Annotated in this window: 20 protein-coding genes and 1 pseudogene; 9 read left to right on the forward strand and 12 right to left on the reverse strand. The window is 61.7% G+C overall.

The annotated features are described in order from the left end of the window. Nucleotides 1-561: 561 nt before the first annotated feature. The 3 genes from RJT37_RS18945 to RJT37_RS18955 all read right to left on the reverse strand — a co-directional run bounded on the left by RJT37_RS18945 (nucleotide 562) and on the right by RJT37_RS18955 (nucleotide 4,264). Nucleotides 562-2,343, reverse strand: a complete 1,782-nt coding sequence (locus RJT37_RS18945) for an ABC transporter ATP-binding protein (RefSeq protein ID WP_313690096.1) — start codon at nucleotides 2,341-2,343, stop codon at nucleotides 562-564. A gap of 43 nt (nucleotides 2,344-2,386) precedes the next feature. Further along, a complete protein-coding gene (locus RJT37_RS18950; protein WP_313690098.1) occupies nucleotides 2,387-3,334 on the reverse strand; it encodes a glycosyltransferase family 2 protein in 948 nt (315 codons plus the stop codon). A 336-nt stretch (nucleotides 3,335-3,670) separates the two neighbouring features. Beyond that, nucleotides 3,671-4,264: a metal-dependent hydrolase gene (locus tag RJT37_RS18955; protein WP_313690100.1), complete on the reverse strand. Its 594-nt coding sequence runs from the start codon at nucleotides 4,262-4,264 to the stop codon at nucleotides 3,671-3,673. A 1,616-nt stretch (nucleotides 4,265-5,880) separates the two neighbouring features. Between RJT37_RS18955 and RJT37_RS18960 the strand changes: the two genes are divergently transcribed. The 3 genes from RJT37_RS18960 (at nucleotide 5,881) to RJT37_RS18970 (ending at nucleotide 7,861) form a co-directional block, all read left to right on the forward strand. Then, the gene (locus tag RJT37_RS18960; protein WP_313690103.1) at nucleotides 5,881-6,546 is read left to right on the forward strand and encodes a DUF7344 domain-containing protein; all 666 of its coding nucleotides are present in this window, start codon (nucleotides 5,881-5,883) and stop codon (nucleotides 6,544-6,546) included. Nucleotides 6,547-7,263: 717 nt separating this feature from the next. After that, nucleotides 7,264-7,485, forward strand: a complete 222-nt coding sequence (locus RJT37_RS18965; RefSeq protein ID WP_313690105.1) for a hypothetical protein — start codon at nucleotides 7,264-7,266, stop codon at nucleotides 7,483-7,485. A 127-nt stretch (nucleotides 7,486-7,612) separates the two neighbouring features. Continuing rightward, on the forward strand, nucleotides 7,613-7,861 hold the full coding sequence (locus tag RJT37_RS18970; protein WP_313690106.1) for a hypothetical protein: 249 nt from the start codon (nucleotides 7,613-7,615) through the stop codon (nucleotides 7,859-7,861). Between the two features lie 28 nt (nucleotides 7,862-7,889). Here the strand turns inward: RJT37_RS18970 and RJT37_RS18975 are convergent, their stop codons facing one another. Then, nucleotides 7,890-8,888: a glycosyltransferase family 2 protein gene (locus RJT37_RS18975; RefSeq protein ID WP_313690108.1), complete on the reverse strand. Its 999-nt coding sequence runs from the start codon at nucleotides 8,886-8,888 to the stop codon at nucleotides 7,890-7,892. 247 nt (nucleotides 8,889-9,135) lie between these two features. Here RJT37_RS18975 and RJT37_RS18980 point away from each other — a divergent pair, with 247 nt between their 5' ends. After that, complete coding sequence (locus tag RJT37_RS18980) at nucleotides 9,136-9,729, forward strand: hypothetical protein (RefSeq protein WP_313690111.1); 594 nt, start codon at nucleotides 9,136-9,138, stop codon at nucleotides 9,727-9,729. Here RJT37_RS18980 and RJT37_RS18985 read toward each other — a convergent pair. After that, entirely contained in the window at nucleotides 9,702-11,504 is a 1,803-nt protein-coding gene (locus RJT37_RS18985) for a CARDB domain-containing protein (protein ID WP_313690112.1), read from the reverse strand. The genes RJT37_RS18980 and RJT37_RS18985 overlap by 28 nt on opposite strands. 840 nt (nucleotides 11,505-12,344) lie before the next feature. Between RJT37_RS18985 and RJT37_RS18990 the strand changes: the two genes are divergently transcribed. The 3 genes from RJT37_RS18990 to RJT37_RS19000 all read left to right on the forward strand — a co-directional run bounded on the left by RJT37_RS18990 (nucleotide 12,345) and on the right by RJT37_RS19000 (nucleotide 14,169). After that, nucleotides 12,345-13,133, forward strand: a complete 789-nt coding sequence (locus RJT37_RS18990; RefSeq protein WP_313690114.1) for a UDP binding domain-containing protein — start codon at nucleotides 12,345-12,347, stop codon at nucleotides 13,131-13,133. Nucleotides 13,134-13,375: 242 nt separating this feature from the next. Next, a complete protein-coding gene (locus RJT37_RS18995; protein WP_313690117.1) occupies nucleotides 13,376-13,597 on the forward strand; it encodes a hypothetical protein in 222 nt (73 codons plus the stop codon). Then, complete coding sequence (locus tag RJT37_RS19000) at nucleotides 13,555-14,169, forward strand: metal-dependent hydrolase (protein WP_313690119.1); 615 nt, start codon at nucleotides 13,555-13,557, stop codon at nucleotides 14,167-14,169. The genes RJT37_RS18995 and RJT37_RS19000 overlap by 43 nt, the downstream gene beginning before the upstream one ends. A gap of 224 nt (nucleotides 14,170-14,393) precedes the next feature. Here the strand turns inward: RJT37_RS19000 and RJT37_RS19005 are convergent, their stop codons facing one another. Beyond that, the gene (locus RJT37_RS19005; protein WP_313690121.1) at nucleotides 14,394-14,903 is read right to left on the reverse strand and encodes a DUF7344 domain-containing protein; all 510 of its coding nucleotides are present in this window, start codon (nucleotides 14,901-14,903) and stop codon (nucleotides 14,394-14,396) included. 552 nt (nucleotides 14,904-15,455) lie between these two features. Between RJT37_RS19005 and RJT37_RS19010 the strand changes: the two genes are divergently transcribed. After that, nucleotides 15,456-15,752 (forward strand): winged helix-turn-helix domain-containing protein, encoded by a 297-nt coding sequence (locus tag RJT37_RS19010; protein ID WP_313690123.1) that lies wholly within the window; start codon nucleotides 15,456-15,458, stop codon nucleotides 15,750-15,752. A gap of 119 nt (nucleotides 15,753-15,871) precedes the next feature. Here the strand turns inward: RJT37_RS19010 and RJT37_RS19015 are convergent, their stop codons facing one another. Continuing rightward, entirely contained in the window at nucleotides 15,872-16,510 is a 639-nt protein-coding gene (locus RJT37_RS19015) for a glycosyltransferase family 4 protein (protein ID WP_313690125.1), read from the reverse strand. Between the two features lie 33 nt (nucleotides 16,511-16,543). Then, nucleotides 16,544-16,942: pseudogene (locus RJT37_RS20750) on the reverse strand (hypothetical protein); the annotation flags it as partial. A gap of 1,846 nt (nucleotides 16,943-18,788) precedes the next feature. On the opposite strand from RJT37_RS20750, the gene ddfA reads away from it, so the two are divergent. Next, on the forward strand, nucleotides 18,789-19,115 hold the full coding sequence (gene ddfA / locus RJT37_RS19025) for a DdfA family disk-determining factor (RefSeq protein WP_313690126.1): 327 nt from the start codon (nucleotides 18,789-18,791) through the stop codon (nucleotides 19,113-19,115). 1,092 nt (nucleotides 19,116-20,207) lie between these two features. Here ddfA and RJT37_RS19030 read toward each other — a convergent pair. The 4 genes from RJT37_RS19030 to RJT37_RS19045 are packed head-to-tail and all read right to left on the reverse strand — an operon-like array spanning nucleotide 20,208 to nucleotide 26,423. After that, nucleotides 20,208-21,035 (reverse strand): hypothetical protein, encoded by an 828-nt coding sequence (locus RJT37_RS19030; protein ID WP_313690127.1) that lies wholly within the window; start codon nucleotides 21,033-21,035, stop codon nucleotides 20,208-20,210. 8 nt (nucleotides 21,036-21,043) lie between these two features. Beyond that, nucleotides 21,044-22,855, reverse strand: a complete 1,812-nt coding sequence (locus RJT37_RS19035) for a PKD domain-containing protein (protein WP_313690129.1) — start codon at nucleotides 22,853-22,855, stop codon at nucleotides 21,044-21,046. Next, the gene (locus RJT37_RS19040) at nucleotides 22,855-26,100 is read right to left on the reverse strand and encodes a PKD domain-containing protein (RefSeq protein ID WP_313690130.1); all 3,246 of its coding nucleotides are present in this window, start codon (nucleotides 26,098-26,100) and stop codon (nucleotides 22,855-22,857) included. The genes RJT37_RS19035 and RJT37_RS19040 overlap by 1 nt, the downstream gene beginning before the upstream one ends. Beyond that, nucleotides 26,097-26,423 (reverse strand): hypothetical protein, encoded by a 327-nt coding sequence (locus RJT37_RS19045; RefSeq protein ID WP_313690133.1) that lies wholly within the window; start codon nucleotides 26,421-26,423, stop codon nucleotides 26,097-26,099. Before RJT37_RS19045 ends, RJT37_RS19040 begins: the two co-directional genes overlap by 4 nt. Between the last annotated feature and the right edge of the window lie 5 nt (nucleotides 26,424-26,428).

Below are 26,428 nucleotides of genomic sequence, written 5' to 3' on the forward strand. Positions count from 1 at the left end.
AACTCCCGGTGAGAGTCAACCGAAATCAAGCGAGCATCGACGGTAAACGAAATCGATTGAATCGGTCTTATGCTGTATGTAACAGAATGACGCGCCGGGAACAGTGACCGCTGTCGCGACTCGCCGTCGATCGATCAGCCGGGACGTCCGGCGATCGATCGGATGTCGTCCTCGATCTGCCACGACGAGTACCGCGCCGAGAGGAGACGGATCACTGTGTAGACGATGATCACGGTAGGAATCAAGACGTCGAGTTCGACGAGGCCTCGAGTATCGTGCGTGACTGCCAGCGACCCGAGATCAGTGCGAGCCCGAAGAGCCCGAAGAGCCCGAAGAGCCCGAAGAGCCCGAACTACCGGGGCGCGAGTAGTCGCGCGAGAACGACCAACATCAGAACCTGCAGGAACCGACTCGAGTACTTGATCCCTTCAGCCCACACCCCACTCTGAACAGAGCGATCGAGCAACGCTCCGTTTGGAATAACGTGCCACCACGGTCCGGCAACCAACGCCGTCGCGGGTTACCTCGAAAATCAGGACGCAGAGCGGTCTCGAGCGCTTCTCACTGCGCGAAGTAGAGTTTCGCGTACTGGCCGTCGTTCTCGAGTAACGACTCGTGTTGTCCTCTCTCGACGATCGTTCCGTCCTTGACCGTGTAGATCCGATCGGCGTGATTGATAGTCGAGAGGCGGTGCGCGATGGCGAGAATCATATAGTCTCGATCCATCGACTCGATGCCGGCCTGGACTCGGCTCTCGATGTTCGTGTCGAGATCGCTCGTCGCCTCGTCGAGAACCAGGATGTCTGCGTCCTCCAACAGCGCGCGAGCCAGCGCGACGCGCTGCCGCTGTCCGCCCGAGAGGCGGACTCCATCGTCCCCGAGTTCGGTCTCGTACCCGTCCGAAAGGTCATCGAGGAACTCCGTGACCTGAGCGATCTCACAGACGCGCTCCAGTTCCTGTCGGGTCGCGTGTTGGTTCGCGATGCGGAGATTCTCCTCGAGGGTCGTGTTGAAAATGAAGGGGTCCTGTCGTACGTACGCCACCCGCGAGCGCCACTCATCGATATCGTACTCGCTCACCGGTCGGCCAGCCGCCGTTATTTGCCCCGAATCCGGTGTGTACAGTCTCGCGAGAAGCGAGGCGATGGTCGATTTTCCTGCCCCGGATTCGCCGACGAAAGCGATGAATTCGCCGTCATCCATCCGGAAGGAGACGTTTGAGAGTACCTCCTCGGACCCATCGTACGAGAAAGAAACGTTCTCGAACTCGACCGGAGAGGGGTCGTTTGGAACGGGTTCGTCCCCGCCCTCAATCTCCGGATTCTGTTTCAGGTTGTTGATGAATTCCTCGGTTCGGACGAGATGGGGGAGCATCCCTTCAAGCTGGTAGAAGCGCTTGTTCGTGCCGCTTACCGCTGGCCCGAGTTTGAACATCACGAACAGGAACGCTCCAAGCACGCCGAAAGACATACTCATAAACGCGAACGCTGCGTAGATCAACGCGAATATCAGCAGTGCGATCGAGAGGTTGTACGCGTTTCCGATCAGCGCCTCATTGCGTTTCACCCGGATCGAGGAGCCGACATACTGTTTCATCGCCTCGGAGAAATCGTTTCGCAACGTGGAATCGTATCTGAGCGTCTTCACCTCACGGATACCCTGCGTGCCAGCCTGGACAGCCCGCTGGATCCGCTCGTTGGCCTCGGCGACGCGATCCCCGATCGTGTAGGCTGATTCGATGGTGTTCCGCAGACCGAAGGTCAAGATACCGACGAGGCCCGCCGAGACGACCGTCAGGACTGGGGCGAGATACAGCGCGATTCCGAGGTACATTAGGATGATCATACTCCGCTGGAACACTCGGACAAACGCCTCGATCGCCTCTCCAGCCTTCTGTGCCTGTGTGACGATCGCGTTGAGGATGTCGTCGGACCCCTCGCGATCGAAGTAGGCGATCCGAGCATCCAGGGCGTTCACGAAGCCACGGGACTGGAGATCACGGACGTAGTGGGTCCGCAGGTACACGCGTGCCCACTCGGCTAGGAACGTAGACACGTACCGCACAGTGAGCACGACCCCGACGCCGACGACAATCGATCCGATCGTGAATGGCAGTCCGAGAAACTCGTAGGCACTGGCAAAGACACCAGCGATCCCGCCGTCGGGCGGTGCTCCCGATGACTGAGCGACCTCGATCAGCGGGACGATCAGCGTCACACCGATCCCTTCAAGCAGCGCGGTCAACACGCCGAACCCGACGATCGCAGCGGTGAACCGTGGCTTATACGACGCGATCAGATACAGGGCATCAAGCTTTTCTCGTAATCCCAAGTCATCCGACATCGTCTAAGCGTATCACCAAGCAGGTATTGTTAGTAAGAAGCTACTAACTCTGGATCTGTCGTCGTCCGTAAGTGAGGGCGTTCCGGAAGTCCTCGGCGGCGTTCCAGCCCGGACGCCCGAACAGCGACGCCGCAGCCCCGGCACCACATTTCAATTTCTTCGTCGGCCCGTTCGCGTGGTAGGCGGCTCGGAAGAAGTGAGAGACCGCTTTGGAGGACCAGAGCTCCTCCTCGAGCCAGTACACTGCCTGCCGCTGATGCCAATAGCAGAGGAGTTTCCGTCGAATAGACGGGTACTGGTCGTACAGTTCGCGCTGATGCTTGACGTTCTGTTTCACCTTCTCGAACCGTCTGGGTCCGGCCCACCGTTCGTTCGTATCCTGTCGGTAAACGGCGAGACACTCGTCGACATAGTCGGTCCGCGTTCGTCGAGCCAGCTCGATTTTCAGGTCGGTGTCACCCAGTTCGATTTCCAGGTCGTGGTCTTCGCCCATCCCCGCAAGCGGCAGACAATCGAGTAACACGTCTCGCTCTATCAGCGTCGAACCAGTCCACATCGGGAACGTCTGGAAGGCCAGCGCCTCCTCTAAGAACTCGCCAGAGACACTCGGTTTGGGGTAGTGTCGTTCGTCGCCCCTGATGACGCCGCAGTACGAGACCCCGACCTCCGGGTTCTCCCGAAGCACCTCGGCCGTCTTCGTCAGCTTTCCCTCGAGAAGTTCGTCGTCGTCGTCGAGGAACTGAACGTATTCGCCAGTCGACGCCTCGATCCCCGTCGTCAACGCCGCCTTCCAGCTGCCGTTTTCTTCGTGGATAATCCCCTCTGCCTCGTCGTACCGCTGTATCACTGGCTCGGCGTGCCCTTCCCCCGAGTCGTCCACGACGATCAGCTCGATGGGCTCGTAGTTCTGGCGGAGGACACTCTCGATCGCTTTCGGAAGGAGATCGTTCCGATAGTAGGTAGGAATGATAACTGAGATTGTTGGCGCCATATGCGACGCTTGGAGGACGAGTTAATTTGTTAATATGCACATAGTGTAATGTATGACAATTAGATGATATTCTGAACCCACCGGACCACTCGATCGATGGCAGCCGACGAGCGATCGGACCAGTACCATCGTTCGCGGTGCCGTCGCCGCCTTAGAGGTCGGATACGAGTTCAGTTGAATCCGTTAGGCCCCGTGACCGACCACGGCTCTAGCCGCTGTACGGTGTGCGGTATCTCAAGACAACCCGTGGTCTCCTGCCGATAGCTATTCGACGAGTTGACACACGCCGGTTCGGGAGGGTTGCCCACAGTTCGACGCAATGTTCGATCGCGTCGATTAATCAGCCCGCTTACATCCGATCGTACGCCAGACAGTGATCTTTACCAGCACGAGACCGGGACGTCCGTCGAGGATCCACAGTACCACACCGATGATGACCGATCCGATCTGCAACGCGATCACCGCCGTGACGTCCAGGGTGAGCAGTTGCGCGACATACTCACTCAACAGCGTTCGCACACCGTCGGTGAACGATCCACGATCGATGATGACTCGATTAGGGGCGACCGGCCACAAGACTGGCGCGAGATACACCATTTCGCGTGAAAGCGACACGGGAAGTACGTCTCCGACCAGATGGAGCAGATGGCCGATAGCGAACGCGATCCCTATCTGTTCACGTTGGTATCGTTTTCCGACCGCGATGATGAGGATTGATGCCGGAACGGCCACGAATACCGAATGTGCGGCCGCGTGTCCGCTCTCGAACACACCGAACTGCCAAGCGAGCGGCTTGTCGACGAGATCCGGAACCATCGATGCGAACACCAGCGCAACGACCGGCCAATCGTCGGGTCGTGATCGATACCGTCCCCTGAGATACAGCGAGTAAAACACGTAAGCGAACAAGGCGTGCTCCCAAGGCCACATTACTCGATGGAACCGCGTACGTGGGTTAGTTAGTAGCAGATTATCGCGATTCTAATCCTGCCAGGCCGACTGTCTCGAAGTCTCATCCGACGGCGGGACGACGGATCTGCCGTCAAGTGTGATTTCCGCTGTCGCCGTCAACGGTGAGAGCGCAGAGCCACAGTGAACACGTAATTAATACTGTCAGACGGAACTGTGTAGATATTCGGCGTCCTCAGTGCCGAAATCATCCACGAATGTACGTTCGAAAGTATGGGGTAGTCCTATCCATCGACCGGCTGACTGCGCTCGTTGACGACGATCCGGTTCTCGGCCGGTTCGGATCCTGCTTCCACCTGGCAGGCGGAACCCTACGCTGAGACCACGGAGGCGCCGGTGAATCTCGAACCGCCGGTGACCAGGACGCGTCGTGCTTCCATACACCGAACGTGGAGCGACAGTGGGTTTAGTAGCCGCCGCCTGGCAGATAACAGTCCGTGACCGGAAAACCGGGGTAGGGGTCGACCGTTTCGTCTCCCGGGGAACGGCAGAGACGTCGCTCACCGCAGAGAGTCGGGACCCGGATCGTGGTACACAGTTGCTGGCACACAAGCTGGTTTTCTCGATCAGGTCCCGACACAACGTACGTTATCAGCTGTTATCAAATTGACGGACGGCACACGCCACCCTGCGATGCAACAGGGAAGCTCCTGGCGAGATTACGCGGCCACTACCGCTATGATGGGGTTGCGGATGCGCACCCGCGTGACATTGTCCTTCGTGCCGCTTCGGCCGATGTGTATCGCGATGACAGTGGTTGGTTCGGAAACGAGCGCGAGCGCGTGGAGACCCGACGCCGACAAGATCGTGTGCCGTGTCCACTCCGACTCCCCATCGTGGTGGCCCGTTCCGGGGATCTCATACCAGAATAGATCATTTTCGAGGCGCCGGAACAACCGCCCGAGAATCGGGATGTGTCGGTCACCGAGAACAGGGAGGTCTTTCGCACCCCACGATCAGATCCGGGTACCCGTCGCCAGTCAAGTCGGTGGGTTGGCGAACGAAGAGCCGCCCACACGGCGGCGAATCGTCGACGGTGCAGTGCTCAAATCGCATTGTCCGAACGACCAGAACGGAACGGGTTCTGAGTATAAAGTGCCTATTAGACAGTTGTGATCGATTCTCAGATCGACCCATATGTCCTCTGTTATGAGTCAGAAGTCGCTTGATACGATCAAACTTCCGGACTGGTCCGCTCAAAGAGGTGGTTAACGAATTCGAGGAGGACATCGACCTCTCCCGCGAGAACACAAGGGGACACCACCGACTATCTCATCTAACTGGTCGGCGCCGGCAGACGGTGGCCGCTGGCGGGCTCGTTCGCGTACGTGCCCAACCTACCCACACCGTTTATAGAAGTTGAGAAGATCGGCGTTGATAAACAGAATCGATTTCCTCGGCTTCGCCCTTCTAATCCGTAGTATCAGCCGATTAAGTTGCTATTCAGCACGGCGGAATATTGCGGTTTGTTCGTGACACGTCGGCAGATCGGCCCGTCGAAATTTAACATATTTAATATATGATTTTGATGATACTACTAACTATTAAGTCATCGCCTACTGAAATAGGTGTTGTACATGTCAACCGATACCATAGGGAGGACGGGAGACACCGACGCGGAATCGACGGCTCGGGAGAAGAGCGATTTCTCGAACCAGCCGTCTCACGGGGATCCCCCAAAGGGGACTCAGGACACCGAGTCCGAATCCACCGACGAGACTGTCCCGCAAGGAGTCGTATTCGATATCCTTCGGAACGAGCGTCGTCGTCGCGTGCTGCAATACCTCGAGGAACGGGGCGGCCGTGCGACACTGGGGGAGATGGCCGAGCGATTGGCCGCGGTCGAGAACGACAAACCAGAGTCCCAGATCACCTCACAGGAGCGCAAGCGACTCTACGTCGGTCTCTACCAGTGCCATCTCCCCCGGATGGACGAATCCGGAGCCATCGAATTCGACGGCGATCGGGGGACCATCGAAACGACCGAACGCACGACGTCGTTTCTCGAACACCTGCCGAAGGACGATGCGGGCACCGACCACGACAGCCGCTGGATCGCGTACTACTTCACGATCGCGGCTGTCGGCGCAGGGCTGCTGATTCTGAATGTGGCCGGCGGTTTCGGAGGGATTGCGGGAGCGCAGATCCTATTGGGAGGCGTCGTTACCGCGGTCGGCCTCTGTTCGGCTCTGCACTGGTATACGACCGCGGGAGACGCAGCGTCCGAATCCGACGCGGCCTGATTTATAACGAGCGGAAGTCCACCCGTTCACCCACTGAGACGCTGATCGAGGGTACTTCGCTTCGTCTCTGTTCGGAGAATCATCCGTGCCGTCCGAGATCGATCGACGAAGCCGTGGAGATCCCACGTTCTTCTCGGCGATGGGTTACAGCACGGATCGGCCCACCCACACGACCCCGTCCCTTCGAAGCCGAGACGGGTCGAAAACGGCCTATCACGCCGTAAGAGGACCCTACTGAGTCCCATATGATCTGTTTCGCTTAGGTAGGAACATCCATCTGATCCGACATCGGTGTTTTGTCCGGTTAATTATATCATAACTAATATGACGCGGGCCGGAAAGCCTGGAACCGTTCCGGATAATGGATTGAACGTATCTGGTAACTATATGGATGTTACATCGATACCTTTCGTCTCTACCTAGAATAAAAACGTGGCTATTTGGTGAAAAACTCTTTTTCAGTAAGGGTAATCCTACCGAGTATGTCCGACCGAGAAAAACTAGACGGGGAATCAGTAAGAAAAGATTACCGGGGGCAACGCGGGATATCCGGCAACACTTACGACCGGCTGCATCTGGATGGTGACGCCTCAGTCCCGTTCGGAGAGTGACCCGGATGCGAACTACCCACTCCGTCCATTCCGGATCGGCTGCCGACCGTATCGGTGACACCGCTCGAGCGGCCCGATCTACCGTCACACGGTGGGGAGTGGGCCGATGACGCAGGACGCCGTCACCGAGGAGTGGCGCCAGCGGCCGGCCGACCCAGAATCCAACCAGGACCTCGGCTACCATCTCGACGACTGGGAGCGCATTCGGGCCCGGGATGCCGACGAGGAGAAGTACCTCTATCTCCCGGAGGACGAAGAACTGCTCCGTCAGGAGGCGTTCATCATCGTCCCTCCTGACGGCGTCTGCGATCTCGACGACCACAGATAGGGAAACGTCCCGATATCCGCCCGCAGCGGTCAGGCCGGAGCGACTGGGTCACCCAGCGGTCAGCACGGGCTACTGGATCGTTCGGCGTGACGAAACGAGTAAGCATCTCCCCTTCAAAGGGAATGTTATGGAGCCTCCAGCTGACCCAGCGACCGAGGCGGCGCAATACCAGTACGACGACGGGACGGTCGAGATCGTGTTCGCCGCCGAGGAGGGCCGAGTACTGACCGTTCGGGAGTATCCCGATGACGCAAGTTTCAAAACCGAGATCGAACCGGCGACGTACCTGGGTCGCCACTCCGGGATCGCCGATTTGCCGCCGGTCGAGGCCTTTACCTCCGGGGACGAAACCGACGACGGGCAGACAAACAGCTGAGACGACTTGGAAGGGATTACGACAGTCCTTATGCGTCCACGGCGTTAGTGTCTGTCGGGTCGGCGATCTCACGCAGTTGCCCGTATGCCGTCGCGAGCGCGGTGAGGTAGCTGAGGAGAGCGAATATGAGCTTTTCGGAAACCGATAGGGTCGACCACTCGCGGATCGAGCGCTTGAGGAACCCCGGCGCGGGTGGCAGGAAGGCCAAGGGGTTGAGCGCGTAGACGAGCGGAGAGCCGTACCGGTCTGGGTAGTGCCGCCGGAGCTGCGTCTTGCCGCGGCCGACCCGAACGGCCTTTCGCAACAGCGCGGCGAGACTGGTTCGCGTCGGGTGGTACATCCGTAGTTCCGGCCGGTACTCGACCTGGCGCCCGTCGTCGTGGACGCGGTTGCCAAACTCGAAGTCGCCACCCAGGCGCACCCGCGGATCAAACAGGCCCAGCTCTTCGAACACGGTCCGGCGTACGACCAGACAGCAGGACGGCGCGAACATTTGTTCCTGAATAAAGCGCTCGACGTGCAGGTCGTTGAGTCGGTTGTACTTCGCGATTATTCCCTCCTCTTCCTGGCTGAATAGCTCGACGTCACAAGCGAGGTATTCGGCATTCGAGGCGGCCATCGCCCGAGCAACCCCTTCGATCCACCGCGGGCCGACGATCATATCGGCGTCGATGAACGCCACGACGGGGCCGGACGTAGCGCGGATACCGCGGTTGCGGGCAGCGTAGGAACCCTGAGTCCCGTCTTCGATAACCAGCTCGATCGCCTCGAACGTCTCGCTGTACTCCTGGACCACGCTCGGCGTCCGATCGGTCGAACCGTCGTCAACCACGACGACTTCGTGGCGTGTACTGGAGTACGACTGTCGAACTAGGGAGTCGAGCGTCGCGCTGATCCCCGCCGGATCGTTGTAGACCGGCACGACGACCGAGACGAACGGCAGCTCCGACTCCGGCGCGGGGAAGTCCTCACTACTCCAGCCGGATGTAGCCGCGTTCACTGTCGAGAATGCGCGATCGGTACTCACTACCACAAAGGTTTCGTGGGAGTCTATATAGTTATACGAACCGTTCGATGTCCTGCGACGACGTCAGTGCGGTGGATGGACGAGTAAGAGGCTGATACTCTACATTCCAGTCACGCCCCGAGCGAGTGAGAATGTTTATAAACTGCAGTTATCGGCACCGGTCCCGATCCGGACGGGTCAGGCCAAAAGTGATAAGCGATGGGGTACCGATACGGGGATCCTACCGCGGAACGACGCGTGCGAGCTGGTGGCCTGTACCGAGATTGGTGTCGAAGACGGCCCGGGACTCCGGGTCCGGCAGGAGGACAGCAGCTGGTGGACGATCGACACCGGCGGGGAGAGGATTCACGGCTGGATCTCCCCGGGATACGTCGGCGCTGCGGTGCGGAAGCCCAAGGAGCGACTACCGGTGGTAGCACCCAAAGACAGGAGCGGCGAGGTGTTCATCGAGCGGGCGCTCGCGGGCGTCGTCGACGCGATCGTGACCGATCGGACGCCGGAATTGGCCGCCGAGACGGCACTTCGATCGATCGAGATCATCTTCACCAGCTGGGAGTCAGCGCGCCGGGGCGGGCGGGTCGATCTCCCACTGGAAATCGAGAACAACCCGCTGGCCGCGACGATCGAGGCAGGACAACTGGGGCCCGAGGAGCACGCGAACGACGGCGGAACTGACGCCGGTGGCGACGCCGACGAGCAGAGGGGCGCAGCCGACAATCGCGGGCGACAGTCGCTCTCACCCTGTCAGAGACAACTGGTTGAGGAGACTTCGCCCCGTGTTAAAGAGATTCAGTACAGACCTGTGTCCGACGATCAGCTATCCTCGAACTGCTCCCAGTAGCGCTTCCTGATCGTCTGCTGCTGCTCGTCGGTCAGGTTCTCGTACTCGCTGTCGTAGTCCTGGCGGGCCAGTTCATCCCAGGACTCGATCCGGTCGCCGGTCTGTGACTGGAACTGCGCGTCGAAGTCGGCCTCAATCTGCTGTTGGGTCTCGACGTCGATCGCGGAGAAGTTGAACTCGTCGCCGGCTTCCACGTTGAGGCCGTACCACTGCCGTGCGATCTCTTCCCGAGTCAGCACTTCAGTGACCACCAGCCCGTCCGCAAACGGCTGGCGCTCGTGAATCTCCTCGACCTGGGTCTGGGTCTCGCCACTAATCTCGTCGAAGTCGTAGCCGTACTTCGACTGAGTGATCTCGTCGAGCGACGCCGTGTCGACCTCGCCGCTCGTCCCACTGCTCGTCGTACTGTCGGTATCGTAGTCGGGCTCGTAGGCGGCGACCGCGGTCGCACTGTCGTCCTCGCTGTAGACTCCGTAGATGTGACTGCCGGACATCTGCCCCGGCTCGGCCGCCTCGGCGAGCTCGTCGTATTCGACGCTGAATTCGACGGTCGTCTCTTCTCCTGGATCGAGCGCGACAGACCGTTCGATGCCGTACGGTTCCGGCTCGTTGTCCCCGTTCAGATCAATCCGGAACTCGACGGACTGGTTGTCCTGGAGGTCACCAGTGTTGGCTATGGTCGCCTCGAACCGCCTGTCCTCTCCGATGTCCAGCGTCTGGGTTCCTGGGATTCCGCCCACCTCGAAGTGGCTATCCCGCACCCGCAACGGGACCGACGTGGTCTCGTTCGCCACCGTGAGGTCGGGCGAGTAGTTGCCGCGGTCAAGGGTACTCGTGTTCAGGGTGAACTGGAAGGTCTGTGAGTCCGCCCCGTCGAGCCGGATCGACTGCGTTTCCGCCTCACCGGTCTCGTTGGACGGGTCGAAGCTGAGCGTCGCTGCGCCCGACACGTCGCCCTCGTTCCGAACCGTCCCCGTGACGTTGATCTCCTCGCCACGGGTGACGTTCGCGGGAGCGTCGACCGCTTCGAACCGGAACGTCGCCGGCTGCAGCACCGTCAACGTTCCCTCGGTAGTCGTGTCCGGACCCGAAACTCGGTACGCGTAGATCCCCGGCCGGAGGTTTTCAGTCGGGACCGCTAGCGCCAGCTCCGTCTGTTCACCCGGAGCGACGACCGGGTCCGTCCTCACGACCATCTCAGTCTGGCCCCGCGGCCGGGATGAATTCCTGTCAAGCCGAAGTTCGATCGTCTGCATTCCCTGGAAGTCTCCCTGGTTACGGATCGTCGCCCTGACCGACGCCTCTTTGCCTCTGACGACCGTCGACGCGGTCGTATCCGTCGGGACGAGCCTCGGTGGGTCAAGGTTGACGGTCCCGTTCCTGCGAATGAACGGTTCGTTCCCGTCAGCTACAACGACCGCGTACGCGACCGTCCCCGACTGGACCGCTGCCGGAGCCACATCGAAAGACACAGTCTCGGTCGCGCCCGGCGGGATCGTCACCCTGCGTTCGGCAACTTCCGTTCGGGCGGTCCCGGTCTCGTTTCCGTCGATCAGCAACGTCACCGACCGGGTCTCGCTCGCCGTGCCGGTGTTGTTGAGAGTCGCACCCACTCTGAGGGCGGAGTCGGTTCCCTCGGTGGGAGTCGCCTCGGTCGCGTCGATACTCACCTGCTGTCCGCCGATGTCGAACCCGGTTACTACCGCCCCCGTGGCGGCCGTTACGCTGAGGCTTGCAACCAGCAAGATCGCTATTTTCGTGTTACCGAATTCCATAGGAGTGGGTTGCTCCCAGACTTATATTGTAACGATCTGTATAATTCCGCGGACAGCCCAGTTGTTGGCCGTCGTTTCACGACCTCTGTCCTGTCGGGCCTGCTGTCAGTCACGGCACTCGAACGGCGGTGGAGAGCAGCGCGTTCGGCCCTGTAGCTGTGCCAGATCGATACCGGCTGGAAACCGAGGAGTTGCCTCCCGGCGGCTCAGCTGCGATCGACGCCGCTCGTTCGAATCACCCAGCGGAATCGTCATCGTCGGGCGCAACAGCAGTACACGGACTCGTTATGCGTGATACTGCCGAATAGTACTGTTGCAGGCGAATCGTCACCGCGGGTGCTGGGAGTCGTTGCAGACTGATGGCCGACAGTGCAAATTGCCAGTCAGCGCCAAAAAGCGGTGGGTTTCCCGGGATAGTATCCCGGGGGGGTGGGGAGCGCGCCGGAATGGTGGGCAGGGGGGTATCCTCCGGCGCAGTTACCTCTTTTCCGCTCTCGCGTATTGTTATGAGCTCATTAACACGTGCGCAACGACGCACGGAACAGGTGCGGCCCGTTGAGGCGAGTCAGTTACCGACTCTTCGCTTCCAACCCGCCCCGTACCTGACCGTCAATCAGAATCCAAATTTATTACATTTTTAGGGCTGTAATCTGACCGCGGAGTTTATATAGACCACCGGTGTGCACCACAGGTTTTACCAGACTTCACTCGTGGCACGTTAAGAGCCGCGGAAACCGTCGGTCGAAACGCGATCGCCGTCTAAGCGTCGTTCAGGCGACGGGAGTCACTCGCAAGTAATCAGTTCATACCGGGAACAGCCAGTTAATAACAAATACCTCGGTGTCGACATCGATCCCCGACCGCGTGGCGACGCTGCATACCGGGGAAAACCCGTTCGAGAACAAACCCGGCCTATCGGCGCTAGTGACCGACTTGGTCGAGGACGGCCGGTTCCGGCCGACGATCGACGGCGAAGCGGCCGCCGCCAGTGCTCGCATTTACGTCATCACCGTTCCGACGCTCATCGACGAAGCGGCCGCCGCCAGTGCTCGCATTTACGTCATCACCGTTCCGACGCTCATCGACGAAGCGGCCGCCGCCAGTGCTCGCATTTACGTCATCACAGTTCCGACGCTCGTCGACGAAGCGGGGGCGCCTGACCTCTCGTATCTCCGGGCGGCGACGAGGACGGTCGCCCTGTTAGGAGTCACTTACCGTCCCGACGTCCCCGAGACCCGGGAGTCCCCGGCCATCGATATCGCCGAACGGCTGGCGGAACCCGGCGCAACGGTGCTCGCAACCGACCCGCTGGTCGACGACTCCCCGGAGATGCCCGGCGAGTTCATCTCTCTTGAGGCGCTCGAATCGCGCGAGATCGACGCCGCGATCCTGGTGACCGCCCACGAGGCGTACGAGGCGATAAACTCGGACGCCTTCGCGGCCGAGAGGAACGCCGCGTCGAACGGCGTGGATGGCGACGCCGTACCCGCCACGGACGGCAACCGGAGGGGTTCAGCGGAGCGACCATCCGATGAGCAGCCTGGAATCGTCGTGATCGACTGCCACCAGGCGCTAGACCTCTCCGGGACGCCTCACCGCCAGTACACCATCGGCAAGTGGATCGAATGATGTTCGCGGGAAGACGATCGGCAGCGGCGTCGCCGCCAGGTGGTACCTCATAATCGTGTCAGCACTGACGGCCGGCCGCGGTGTCAGGTCCATATCATCCGCCAGCCGGACGTTGGACCGCGAGCAGGGCCCGGCTTCGACCGCTCGTCCCCGACCGGAACGCCGTCCCCAGCGCTCCTGGCTAACGGGGTGGTGGCGGTGAGCGTCGTCGCGGCCACCGCCGCTCTCGGGGGGGGGCGCTGGTGGCGATCCAGAAGAATCCCGGCACGACCGATCTCCACCGACTCACCGAATCCGGCGATCAGCTCGTCCTCAGCGACCTCTCGGAGACGCTCCGGTTCGACGAGTCCGCAAACATCACAGTGGGAGTCACGAGCGACGAACATAAGTCGGTCGACGGCGGCGAACAAGATATGTATCTGTGGCTGGAGATAGAATCTGGTGCGACGGGATCCTCGAACTGATGTGGCCGTGGAGTCATCTAGCCGTCGGCTACGTCGCCTACTCGGCGTTCGAGCGACTCCGGGGGGCCGGAGCGCCGTCCCAGCGGAACGCCTTCGTCCTCGCGGTGGCGACACAGGTGCCGGATCTCGTCGACAAGCCGCTCGCCTGGCAGTTCGGAGTGATGGAAAGCGGCGTCGGCATCGCACACTCGCTTCTGGTCGGCGTGCCGATCGCCGTCCTCCTGGGCGCCTGGCTCTACCGACGTGGGCATCCCGGAGCCGGCGGGGCGATCGCAGTCGGTCACGTCACCCACGTTCTGGGCGACCTCCTGTTCGGCTGGCTGTTCGGCAAACCGCCGTTGCTTCCGGCGTTCCTGTGGCCGCTCCGGTCGACGGTAGAACCGGCATCGGCGTCAGCCGGCTTCGCCGACAGGGTCTGGGACCTCCTCCTGAACAGTCAGGAGCTTTTCGCCACGCCGACCGGGAGACAGTACTTCCTGCTCCAGGGCGTGCTACTGCTCGTTACCGTCGGCTTGTGGTTCAACGACGGGATGCCCGGACTCAAGCCGTGGCGACGCGCTGAAAAGCCATAGCGTCGACGGAAGAGCCGAACTCACAGGAAAATGGACAGCGAGGCGCGGTCTATCGTCGACGACGACCCGCGGGGCGCCGACGGAAGGCGACGGCAGATACCGGCCGCTGTACGCCTCCGGATAGTGACCCAGGGCTGCGACCGCTGCACGCTGCCGGATAGTGGCCCAGAGTTGCGACCGCTGTACGCCGACGGATAGTGATCCGGGGCGATAGATGCGGGAATTTATTTCTCCTCGAGGTAGTGGACCACTGCCAGTCCGGCCAATCCCAGAATCCAGATGAGGCCGATCACCGTCGTCCAGAACTCGCCGACGCCGGCTATCAGCGTGCTCGCGGCGTAGACGACCACGCCGGTGACCGCGAGCGCGAGATAGTACATTGCCCAGCGCCGGTCCTCCTCCTCGATATCCCCGTGGAGGTAGACATTGAGGTCGTCGGCTCGGTCGGTGAGCGTTATTTCGCCGCTGTCGCTGTCGTATTCGATGATCTCCGCGTCTTCAAGTGCAGGGATGTGCGTCTGGTACAGCGAGACCTGTACGCGCTTTCGTTGCTGGTCAGTGAGGTTCTCCGCGTCAGTCTCGTTCTCCCAGGCAGCCGTCTCTACCGATAGCTCCTGAAGGGTCACTGGGGTATCGACCCTGTTGAGGTACTGCAGGACGAACCGTCGTCTTGGATTGCTGAGGAGGCTGAAGAGGGTATCCTGGCTGAGTTCTTCGTCAGGTACGTTTGACATCTGGATGCTCTTGTGTTGGCGAAGGGTCGGTCCCGTACTGGTGCTACCCGACATTTTTTCTCCCTTGTCTTTGTTAAGAGTCGTATAGTAGCTTCCACTTCCCAGTTAGAGAGAGCAATAGATGGAATTTCCTCGCCTGCAGAGTGCGACCGTCCGCCAAGAATCGGTGGCTCGTACTTTCGAGGCGCGAGATATCGAAATACATCCGGGTGCCCTTCTCCGGTCCGTGAGTCGACAGCGGCGTTACAGCTCGGGAATCGGGAGACTCCGCGGGGGTAAGCGCGGTCCACCCGATGCCAAGACGGCGACCAGATCGTTGCGTTCGTACGTCTTCACCCACCCCAATCGCGCACTATCGAGGGACCGGCCGAACGATGGTTGCAAGCGCTACTGTGCCCGACGGCTCGTTCAATAAGGTTTGCTTACCGGGAGCAGTCGGGCGGTTTGATCAGTTTCCGTTCGAGTCGTTCGTTCGTGTAACTGGTCGGCCGATAACCGTGAAACATCGACTCGTATATCCGCGAGGCGCACCTCCCGACAGTATCACCAACGATGTCTAACGAGGCGGACGACACTGATGAGTGGGACGAGATCGGATTTGTCATCAGTTCTAAATATCGGATCGCGGTACTCGAGACGCTCGCGACCGGTCCGTCGATACCGTCGAGTATCGCTGCCGAGACGGGGCTCCCGATCACCCACGTCTCCAGGGCGCTTCGGGCACTCCGTGAACGGTCGCTGGTCGAACTCCTGGTATCGAAGCAAAAAAAGAAGGGTCGGATCTACGGGATGACAGAGCGCGGGCAACAGCTCTGGAAACGGATCGAAGCCGAGGGACTGATCGACTGATGCGAATACTATTGTACTCGTCGTCGCCGGGACCGGAGAGTACAACCACGAGGGTACCGGAGAGCACGACCACGGGACGGTCCGTGTGAGTGCTGCCATCGCCCGGTCGCTCCCGGGGATCACTGCTCGACAGTCGCGGCTGCGGTGCCAGTGCGGAAACTTTCCTCGGAGAAGTCGGTGACGAGCCCCGCATACAGCGCGAGGAGGTCCTCGATGATCCCATCCCACGCGTAGGAGGCCTCGACCGGGCGGCGGCTCACCCGTCCCATCCGCTCGATCTTCGCGGGATCGGAGAGCAGCCGGTCGAGCTCCGCCGTCAGTTCGTCCACGTCTCCGGGAGGGACGACCGCTCCGTTCCGATCGTCCACGACTGACGGGATTGCCCCCACGTCTGTCGAAACGATCGCGTTGGCGCCGGCCATCGCCTCCAGCACCGCGATGGGAAGTCCCTCCGCGTAGGTCGGAAGGACGTAGACGTTGGCCTCGCTCAACAGTTCGCGTTTGCGTGCTTCCGGAACGAACCCGACGTACTCCACCTCGTCGTGCGTCGACGCCAGCGCTTCGGCGTGTTCGGAGAGCGGTCCGGCCCCGGCGATCGTCGCCCGGAACTCGACCCCGGCAGTTCGGAGCCGATCGATCGCCCGGGTCAGTTCGACGATCCCCTTGCGTTCGATGTGGTTGGAGACGAAGACGAGGTGCGGTGGATGGGCCGACGGGTCCGGAACGTACTCCGTAGGGTCGATCGCGTTGGGGAGCACGACCAGTTTCTCCGCAGGCGCACGCACAACGAGGGCGTCGCGCCAGTATTCCGAAAGAACCACGATCGCGTCGCTTGCACCAAAGACCGCACTTTGCAGTGCTGCGAGGGGGCGGGAGGCGTCCGCAACGTACTCGTCGAACGACGAGCCGTGGACGTGCAGGACGACCGGCCGGTCCCCTCTCGGTTCAGGCGGTCGAGTCGTCCTGTGACAACCCCGAGAACCACGCCGGACGCGAGCAGCGCGAAGACGGCCTCGATGCCGAACAGTTTCGCGAACATCTCCCAGATGCTCACGCCGATGGTCTCCGCGGATTCGGTCTGACTTTCGACCCGTGGCGTGGTTCCGGCCGTCCCCTCGATGAACCCGATCACCGACTCCACCATCGTGTTCGCCGTCCTGACGAAGGCTTCGTTGTGCGTCTGCACCCAGGCGATGAAGATTACCAACAGTACCGCCGCCTGCAGGACGAGGGCGCGGTGTGCTGCGAGGGACTCCCCAGGGCGATAGCGCCGATACACCAACTGCACGACCGCGATGCTACCGAGGAGAATCAGAACGTTCAGCGCCACCTGCGGGTGGAAAAGTACCAGTGCGAGCGACAAAAGCGGCAGCAGGTAACTCGTCGGTACCACCTCGATTGAGCCGAGTTTGAAGCCCACCGATTCACGGTGGGTGCTCGCCCTTGCGCTGGCAGTGCGACCCCCGTCGCTCAGGCGAGCCCCGATGGCCGCTCTCGACTCGTCATCGAGCAGGTGTGTGAACGCCACGTAGAGAAGGAAGGGGACGAAAAGCATCGCCATCGAGTACGTGTGGAAGTGCAGGTGCGTGCTGACGTTGTTGATCGGAAGCAGGAGGAATCCCGAGAACGCGCCGATGGCAAGCGCCCGACGGTCCGGGAAGATGAACCACACGCACAGTGGCACGCAGATGAAAAAGAGCAGGATGTAGAGCAACACGACGAACATCATCGCCCGCGGGACCTCCGTCCCGGCGACCTTCGAGAGACTCACCGACAGCAGGTGGCTGCCGGGGTAGAACAGGTCCAGTGGGTCGCCGCCGACGTTGATTTCCCGCGCCCAGCCCAGGTGGACGAGCGAGTCCGCACGGCCGTAGAAGTAATACCCTCGAATCAGCGGCAGTCCTGCCACGGCGACAGCGGACATCCCGCCGAGCAGCAGGGGGCGGGAGCCGTCCGTCGTCACGCAGCGACACCCCGACAGCGGCCGCCGTTGCGATAGCCAGCGCGACCCAGAACTCAAGCGGTGTCGCCGCGTAGATCGACACCTCGTAGCTGCTCGCCGGCGAATCCTACGCGACGACGACGCCCGCTGCAAGCGAGAGGTAGCCAACTGCGAGCGCCAGTTTACCGGCGAACACACCACCAGTATTCCGGACTCGCTTCATCCACGATCTCCTCTCTGTCGGCCGGACTGACTGGCACCCCCAGCAGGGTGTCGCCGCTGTTCGCGTCCGTTAGTGTTCACGCCCGGTTTGACTTCGCTTATGGGCTTTGTTATACATCGATTACCGTCCGCTGCGTGGCGATGATCCATTACCGTCCGCTGCGTGGCGATGATCCTGGCGGGTACCCCGAATTCGGCACTCGACTCAGGCACCGCGTGGGTATCCAGTTCATACTTATACAGCCGTCTGGTCTTGCTAAACCTGCAATGAAACGAACACGACTCCTGCTGCTTGTCGGTATTGTTATCGGGATCACCGTTGCGCTCAAAAAGCGTCGTCGGGGAACTGAGTCGGGGTGAGGATCGGTTTCGAACACAGCGGACCCCCGTGAACCGAATAACAACTGCAACTGAGTACTCATATTGGCTGTTGTAACTTTTTACCGCTGCTCGCCACCATCGTGCCGGCGAGCGCCGAGAAGAGACGACAACAGTCAGTATCAGCACCCGCGCTTCGTCGTGCGATCGTGTGATCGGAGACGTGCAAACGCTACGATCGGGACAGCCCGTTGATCCGGTGTAATTGCGTTTTTCGTTGCGCTAACCGAAAATCGCAACCTCACAGCAGATCGGCTGTTCCGCCCCGTCCGAAGAAGTACAGACCTCTTATACAGGTCTTAATTGGATTAGTAATATATTAACAGACTGTTAAACAAATGCAGAGGGGCGTAACAGCGGGCGAGCGGTTGGATCCCGTCGCAGTCAGCGAGATAGTAGTCCAAATCGTCCGAGCGATACGATCGTAAATCGGACTGAGTTGCAATCGCGGCATAAAGAAGCTTTTATAAATATACCATATCAAGCTGGTCCCAATGACCGAGAAAGGCTGGCGCTCGTTTGACCGTCCGGATATCGAAATTGACCGCGACAAACAAGTCCGGGTTTTTCGAGCTGACGATCCCGAGCAAGGCGTTTCTACCGATATCGTTCTCGCCGTCGCAGAGCTATCGGGGTCAGATCCCACCGAACTGCGACCGTTGAACGACGTCATCGACGCCGACGCCCTAGACAGTTTGTTCTCTCGAAAGCACCCGGGCAGCGAGAACGACCGGGTATCGTTCAACTACCAGGGCTACCGGGTCACGGCCTATCGAGACGGGGAGATTATGCTCCAGCCGCGAGAACGGAGAGACGCATAGTATTCCCCGGTAACTCCGAGACCCGGGCGTCACCGACTCGCCCGAGTATTCTACGTGACCCGCCCCCTTGTTCGACCTCCGGCGCGAATTGGACCCCTTTACTACAGGGAAGCCCACGTAAACACCGGATTACTCCACAATCTTCCGGGAGTCACCAGTGTCCCGTCAGTCCGAAGATTCGGCCCGAGACGACTCCTCGTTGGCCTCTGTCGGGACCAGGATGTCCGGATCTTGCGCGTACCACGGTGTCTCATTGAATTCCTTGATTCGTTCTATGTCTTCGTCTGACAACCCGACCATACTATACAATGGCCCCTGATTACCATAGTTACACTCCTTATACCCGTATTTAAGAGTGTTATAACGGCTTTTGTAGCAGTACTGTACTATTATTAATTATAATAAGTTACGTTTACCACCGGAGGGGTACGGACGATCGCACTCTTTGTATTCGGGTTCGGCTACGCGTCGCCAGTCGAAACAACGCGTTGAATCTACTGTAAAAACCGCAGTACGTGTTACTCGTTTAATCAAGTATAAAAGAGTATTAAAAAAGCGGTGTGTTTTGCTTATGCCTCACGAATATAAACCTGTGAAACAATCAGACCGAATTACTTCTTTCGATACGCTGGTAGATGCGTTAGCAAGCGTTCAGCGACGCAAACTGCTGATTGCTCTACTAGAGCACAATCCACAGGACGATTCACCAGTTGTGCTCGCCGATTCTGAAGAGGAAGCTGATTCCGTTGAGCGTCTGGTGACGATGCGGCACGTCCATTTACCGAAGCTGGTTGATTACGGGTTATCGAGTGGAGCGAGGACAGCCACGAAGTCACCAAAGGGCTGAATTTCGACGAGATCAGACCGCTGCTCGAACTCCTCAACGATCACGAAGACGAACTGCCGCCGGGCTGGCTGTAGGTGCTCGGGACTGTCATCCGAGACGATATCCGAACACCGCGTAGGGAGAGACGCTCGCCTCCCCCGTGGGGCAGCAATCTGACGTCACCGTGGTCGCAAAAAAGGAGGCAAGATCTCCGAGTCGGCGCGGCGCGATCGAGCGCGATTACGACGAAATCACGACGGCGGCGGTCACCTGAGCAGACGCAGGACGAGCGCACCGATGACGACGATTCCGATCGCGAGGGCCGGTGCGGAAATCTCTGATATCGGAGAGAGGCCTGTCTTCACGGACTGTTCGCCCGGAGTCGACCCACCGATTTCGGCCCGCTCCTCGTCGCTCGTCCCGTCACTGGTGTCGCCGGAGTCAGCGTCCCCGCTGTCGTCGGACTCTGTGTGTCCGATGTCGCCGGAATCAGCGTCGTCGCTGTCGTCGTTACCGTGTGCTGGTCCGACCGTATTGTCGCCGCTCGTCTCGCCGTCTGTCGGCCGTGGCGCGGTCCGGTCATCCGACGAGGATTCGGACACGTCGTTCACAGCGATCGTCGGGCGATCGACGGTGCCGACGGAGTACGCCGTGCCGTCTTCGTCGCCGAGCACGCTGAGGTCCACGTCGACGGACGTCCGTCCGGGCTCTTCCCCGCGGAGGACGACAGTGGCGACGATGACGTGTCCGACGTCCTCAGTGTCGGCGAGTACGGCACTCAGTCCGACGCCGTCGGCGCGGTCGGTGATCCGCTTGAGATCGGGATTCCCGTGAAGCGTCACACTCTCGACCGACGCCACGTCCGGATTCGAGAGAGAGACCGTTGCGTTGAGCGCGCCGACGCCGCCGTCCGCGTCCACGACGACGACCTCGACGGTCGTCGCCTCTCCCGGAGCGAGGGCGTCGCGATCGGCCACAACCCCGATGTCCGTCGTGCCGGCGGCGGCTGCGCCCCCGACGGTCGACGCGAACAGGACAGCGAGGGTGAGCAGACACACCACAGCGCGGACACCGGACTGAGTGCGGAAAGCCATAGTCCCGATCAGGCGACCTCCTTGTTGTAGAGCGCTTGGACGTCCAGGATGTCGAACTCGCCGTCGCCGTTGAAGTCGAACGCGTCCGGCGACCCCTGGACGGTCGCGCTGTCGCGCTCGGTGAACAGCAGTTGGACATCGAGTTCGTCGACAGTACCGTCGCCGTTGACGTCCTCGTAGACGCCGTCGTCGTCGGGGTCCTTGGCGGGCTGGTCGGCGCCGCCGACCACGAGTTCGGAGACGGTGAGCGTGGCGGGATTCGTCCCGGTCACCTCGTACGGAGCGCCGCTCTCGGTCCCGAGGTTCGAGACCGCCACGGTGACATCGCTTTCGCCATCGGCAGTGCCCTGGACGGTGACAGTTCCGATCGGCGCGTTTCCGGAGTCCGCCGTGTCGATCAGAGCAGCCTCGATAGTGGCCGTGGAGCCGTCGGACGCGATCTGGACGTCCGTGAGTTCCATATTCGAGGCTCCTGCGAGTTCAACGTCGCTGATGGACGCCACGTTCGAGTCCTCCACCGCGATCGTCATCGCGTACGCGCCGACACCGCCGTCGACATCGTCGACAATCAGGTCGAACGTCGTCGATCCGTCCACTCCGACGAGTTCCTCGCTCGGCGAGAGGCTGACCTCGGTAGGCGGAGCGTCTGCTGGCGGCTCCTCCTCCGCGGCCGCGACAGTGATCGTCGTTCCAGCCGTGGCCTCGACGAACTCGTCGGTGGACGGGTCGATAGCCGAACCGTCCGCGGTGATGGTGTAGTCGTCAGCGGCGGTGTCGGCCGGCACCTGCACCGTGTAGGTGACGTCGTACTCGCCGCCCGAGAGCCACACCCACTCGTTCGTGGACGGCTTAAACGTCACCGGCCCCTCGGCCGACTGGCTCGTGATCGTCCAGCCGTCCGGCAGCGTGACGTCGAGCGCCGGTGCGTTCGTTCCGGTCGCATCGATCGTCGCATCGATCGTCATCGTCTCGTCCGGAGCGACGACGTCGGACTGGGCGGTCTGTCCGACCGAGAGGCCGACAGTGGCCGGTGGTTCGTCGCCCGGCGGGTCCGCCTCGTCGGTGTCCTCGACAGTGACCGTCACGTCGTCGGTGGCAGTCTCCTCGCCGTCAGAGACTTCGACCTCGAAGGTGAGCGTCTCGTCAGCGTCGACGTCGGGTGCCGTGAACGACGGTGTCGCAGACGAGGCGTCCGCAAGCGTGAGGTCCGGTCCGTCGGTCTGCGTCCAGTCGTACGACAGGTCGTCGCCGTCGAGGTCGCTGGATCCGGTCGCGTCAAGCGTGACCGAATCACCCTCTTCGACAGTCTGATCCAGGCCGGCGACGGCCGTCGGAGGCTGGTTTTCCGACTCGTCGGCAGCTGCGACGCTCACCGTCGTCTGGGCCGCGTTCTCGACGAACTCGTCGGTCGACGGGTCGATGGCGGACGCCACCGCCTCGACGACGCCGTCGCCGGTCGAGGCGTCAACCGGCACCTGCACCGTGTAGGTGACGTCGTACTCGCCGCCCGAGAGCCACACCCACTCGTTCGTCGACGATTTGTAGGTGGCGGGCCCATCGGCCGACTGGCTCGTGATCGTCCAGCCGTCCGGCAGCGTGACCGCTAGCGCAGGGGCGTTGTATCCGGTCGCGTTGACCGTCGTCTCGACGGTGATCGTCTCGCCTGGTGCGACGGTCCCGCCGCCCGCGGACTGTTGGATGCCGACAGTTCCGTCGGGCTGGGGGATGGCTGCGACCGGCGCGAAGGCCGACAGCAGGACCGCTAGTGCCACGGCGAGAACGCCGAGGCGCGTCGTGAGTGATGTGTCAGTTGGTTTCATCAGTTACTACCTCCGCCTGTTGAGCCGACCGGCTCGTCTTCGGCCCACATATCGATCAGCTGTTGCATCTGCTGGGTCGAGATGGTCTCACCGCCGGTTTCTGGCACCGGCTCGTCCTCGACCCAGAGGTCGATCGCCTGCTGAATCTCCTGGGTCCCGATCGCGGAATCGTCGCCGGCGTCGTTCAGACTGGCGACGGCTTCAGTGACCGACATCGGGTCGGGTTCGGGCGTCGTTTCCGGGGCAGTGACGGCCTGGCTCGTCGAGTCGGTCGCAGCGTCGTCGTCAGTCACCGTGAGCGTGATCTGGTAGTCACCCGCCGTCGACGGCGTGAACGACGCCGTCTCACCGGTCATCGTCATCGGCCCTGAGCCAGCGGACATCGCGGTGACCGAGACATCGTCGACGTGCCAGTAGTCACCGCCCGCGATCGAGGCGCCCTGCTGGCGGAACCGGATCTGCAGTCCGTCGTGCAGCGCGTCGTCGTCGAGCGTCAGCGTCTGCGTGATCTCGGCGCCGGGTTCGACGCTGTCCTCCACGCGGTCGGCCTCGACCCAGTTACCCGCATCGTTGAGGTACTCCACGACCATATCCTCGCCCGCGCCGGCGTCGGGATTCTCGCTGAACTCCTCGGATCCCTTCTGAATCCAGTAGGAGACCTCAACGGCGTCAGCGTCGCTCGCGTCGAGTTCGTCCGACACGACCGCGCCCTCGCCGCCGAGGTGGTACGCCGAGTAACTCCCCGAGTTCGACGTGGCGTCGCTCACGCCGGCGTCGGCGGAGTCCTCTATGGCGTCGTGACTCCAGCCAGCAGCCGAGAGCGAGCCCTCCTCGAAGTCCGAATCGAGGAGCGTCTCTTCGGTCTCGCCACCCGGCGGAGTGATCGTCCACGCGTAGCTGTCGATCGATCCGTCGGGATCGACCGAGTCGCCCGCGTCGAGGGTCACCTGCTCGCCGACCGCGGGGTCAGCGGGCGAGGCGTCGAACGCGGCCGTCGGATCCTGGTTCGGCGGCTCCTCGACGGTGAGCTGGAAGCTCTCGGTGGTCGTGGTGGTGCCGTCGTCGGCCGTCACCTCGACCGTGTACGTGCCTGCATCGTCCGACTCGGGAGCGATGGTGAGCTCGCTGTTCGAGAGGCTCACGAAGTCGGGACCGCTGACCGACAGCGACACCGCGTCGCCGTCGGGATCGTCAGCGCTGACCGGGACGGTCGCCGAGTCGCCCTCGGTCACCGTCTGGTCGGAAATCGCGTCGATCGTGGGCGGACTGTTCTCGCCGAGTTCCAGCACCACGTAGTCCGAGATCGGACCCGTGTCACCGTCGGGTTCTTCGACCCAGGCGGTGAAGTAGTTCAGACCGCTCTCCTCCACGTTGTCGGCGTCAGTCAGCGTGACGTCGACCGTGGCCTCACCGTTCTGGTCGGTCGTGACCGTGTAGTACTCGACGTTGACCGCGTTGTTGGCCTCGTAGTCCTCGATGTCGTAACCGACGGGGACGTTGTTGAGGTTCAGCTCGCCCTCGACGCGCAGCAGCGTCACCTCCGCGTTCGCGGGCGCGCCGCTGATGGTGACGGTCTGGTCGGCCGAGGTGACCGTCGCGGCGGAGTGCCGGTCCGAGAGGCCGACGTCCGAGAGCGAGACGCCCTCGACGCCGATCGACGGCTGTGACTCGTCGGTGTCTTCCGTCACCGTCGCCATCGCGCCGCCGGCGCTGCCGTCGCCGACGACGGTCGATTCGATCGGGGCGCTACCCGAGTCGACGGAGACGGTCATTCCGGTGGTCTCCAGACCGGAGACCGGACCGGCGGCCTGCGAGCCCAGATCAGTCGAGCTGATGCTCGTCGGATCCATATCGATCGAGAACGACATCGTCTCGCCCGGCTCGAAGTCGGACACCGTGACCACGAGGGTGTCGTAGCCAGCCGAGTTGTTTACGCCGTTGTGGAAGTTGGTGTACTCGACGTTCTGGACGGTGACGTCGCCGCCGTCGAGGGTGAACTCCTTACCGACGTCGTCACCGGCGGTGTTGTACGGGTCGAACACCATATCCGGCAGCATCGTCTCGCTCGTGTCCAGCGTGATTGTCTGGATGTTCGTGTTGCCGGTGTTGGTGACCGCGTAGGAGCCGCCGTTGTAGGTGGACGCTTCGACCCCGCTATCGGGGGTGACGGCTACCTCGGCGCTCGTCACGTCGGGCGTCGGGTCCTCGCTCGGTGCCTCCTCGACGGTGAGCTGGAACGACTCGGTGGTCGTGGTGGTGCCGTCGTCGGCCGTCACCTCGACCGTGTACGTGCCCGCCTGGCCCTCCTGGGGCGAGATGGTGAGCTCGCTGTTCGAGAGGCTCACGAAGTCGGGGCCGCTGACCGACAGCGACACCGTATCGCCGTCGGGATCGTCAGCGCTGACCGGGACGGTCGCCGAGTCGCCCTCGGTCACCGTCTGATCGGTAATCGCGTCGATCGTGGGCGCCTGGTTCGCGGGCTGGGTCGGCTGGACGGTCACGCTCACCGAGTCGGTGTCGGTACCGCCGTTGCCGTCCGCGACCTCGACCTGGAAGCTGAGCGTCGTCTCGCTGTCGACGCTGGGCGCGGTGAACGTTGGCGTCGCCGTGTCGGCTCCCGAGAGGCTCACCGAGGTCCCCGCGTCGTCGGCAACCGACCACGAGTAAGTCAGCGAGTCGCCGTCCGGATCGCTGGAGTCGGAGGCGTCGAGCGTCACGGTGTCGCCTTCATCGACCGTCTGATCATCGCCCGCGTCCGCGGTGGGCGCAGCGTTGGTCTCCTGAGGCTCGACCGTGATGGTCGTCGTGTCGGTAGTGCTCTCGCCGCTATCCGATGCCGCCGTCACCGAGACGTCGTAATCACCGGAGGTGGCGTCCTCGGGGACACTGATCGTGTACGTGACAGTGTCGGATCCCGAAACGCCGCTCTGACCGCCGAACCAGAGCCAACCGTCAGGTCCGGTGATGAAGCTGTCTCCGGGGTTTCTACTGGTCACCTCCCAGCCGTCGGGGGTATCGGTCTGGAGTCCGATACTCGGTGTGGTGATCTGTGAGTCATCGACGCTCACGTCCGTCGTGTACGTGATCGTATCGCCGGGGTTGACTGTCGTACTGTCCGCCTGTTGTGTGACGGTGATGCCGTCTACCGCCGCGACCATCCCGATCGGTGAAAGCACCGACAGGACGAGCATAAGCGCGGCGAGCGCGGCTACCGTCCGAGCGAATCGTTTCTGAGCGTTTTTCATAGCTGATTGCTGTTTTGTCGACTGTGTTCGTGCTGCTCGGGTCGCGTGAGGTCGGTCAGCACACTCGCGCCCCGAGGTCCCGCGACCGGGAGCTGGGAGGTCCTCTGACCGTGTCGCGTCCGCAGACCGCCGGGACTCGCCCCGACCGCCGCGATTCGGTCTCGGTGGTTACCCCCGAAGGGCACCGGTCGGTGATCGGCGACGAGATGCCGCGTCGTCCGGCCGTCATCGGCCCGCAGGCACGCGTCGCTGACGGGGCCGGCCTCGGTAGCCGACTCCGGGAGTCCATCGACGGCGGATGCGGGATTCTGATTCTCGTTCATCGGCC

Source organism: Halobellus marinus, assembly GCF_032113415.1.
GTDB lineage: Archaea > Halobacteriota > Halobacteria > Halobacteriales > Haloferacaceae > Haloquadratum > Haloquadratum marinus.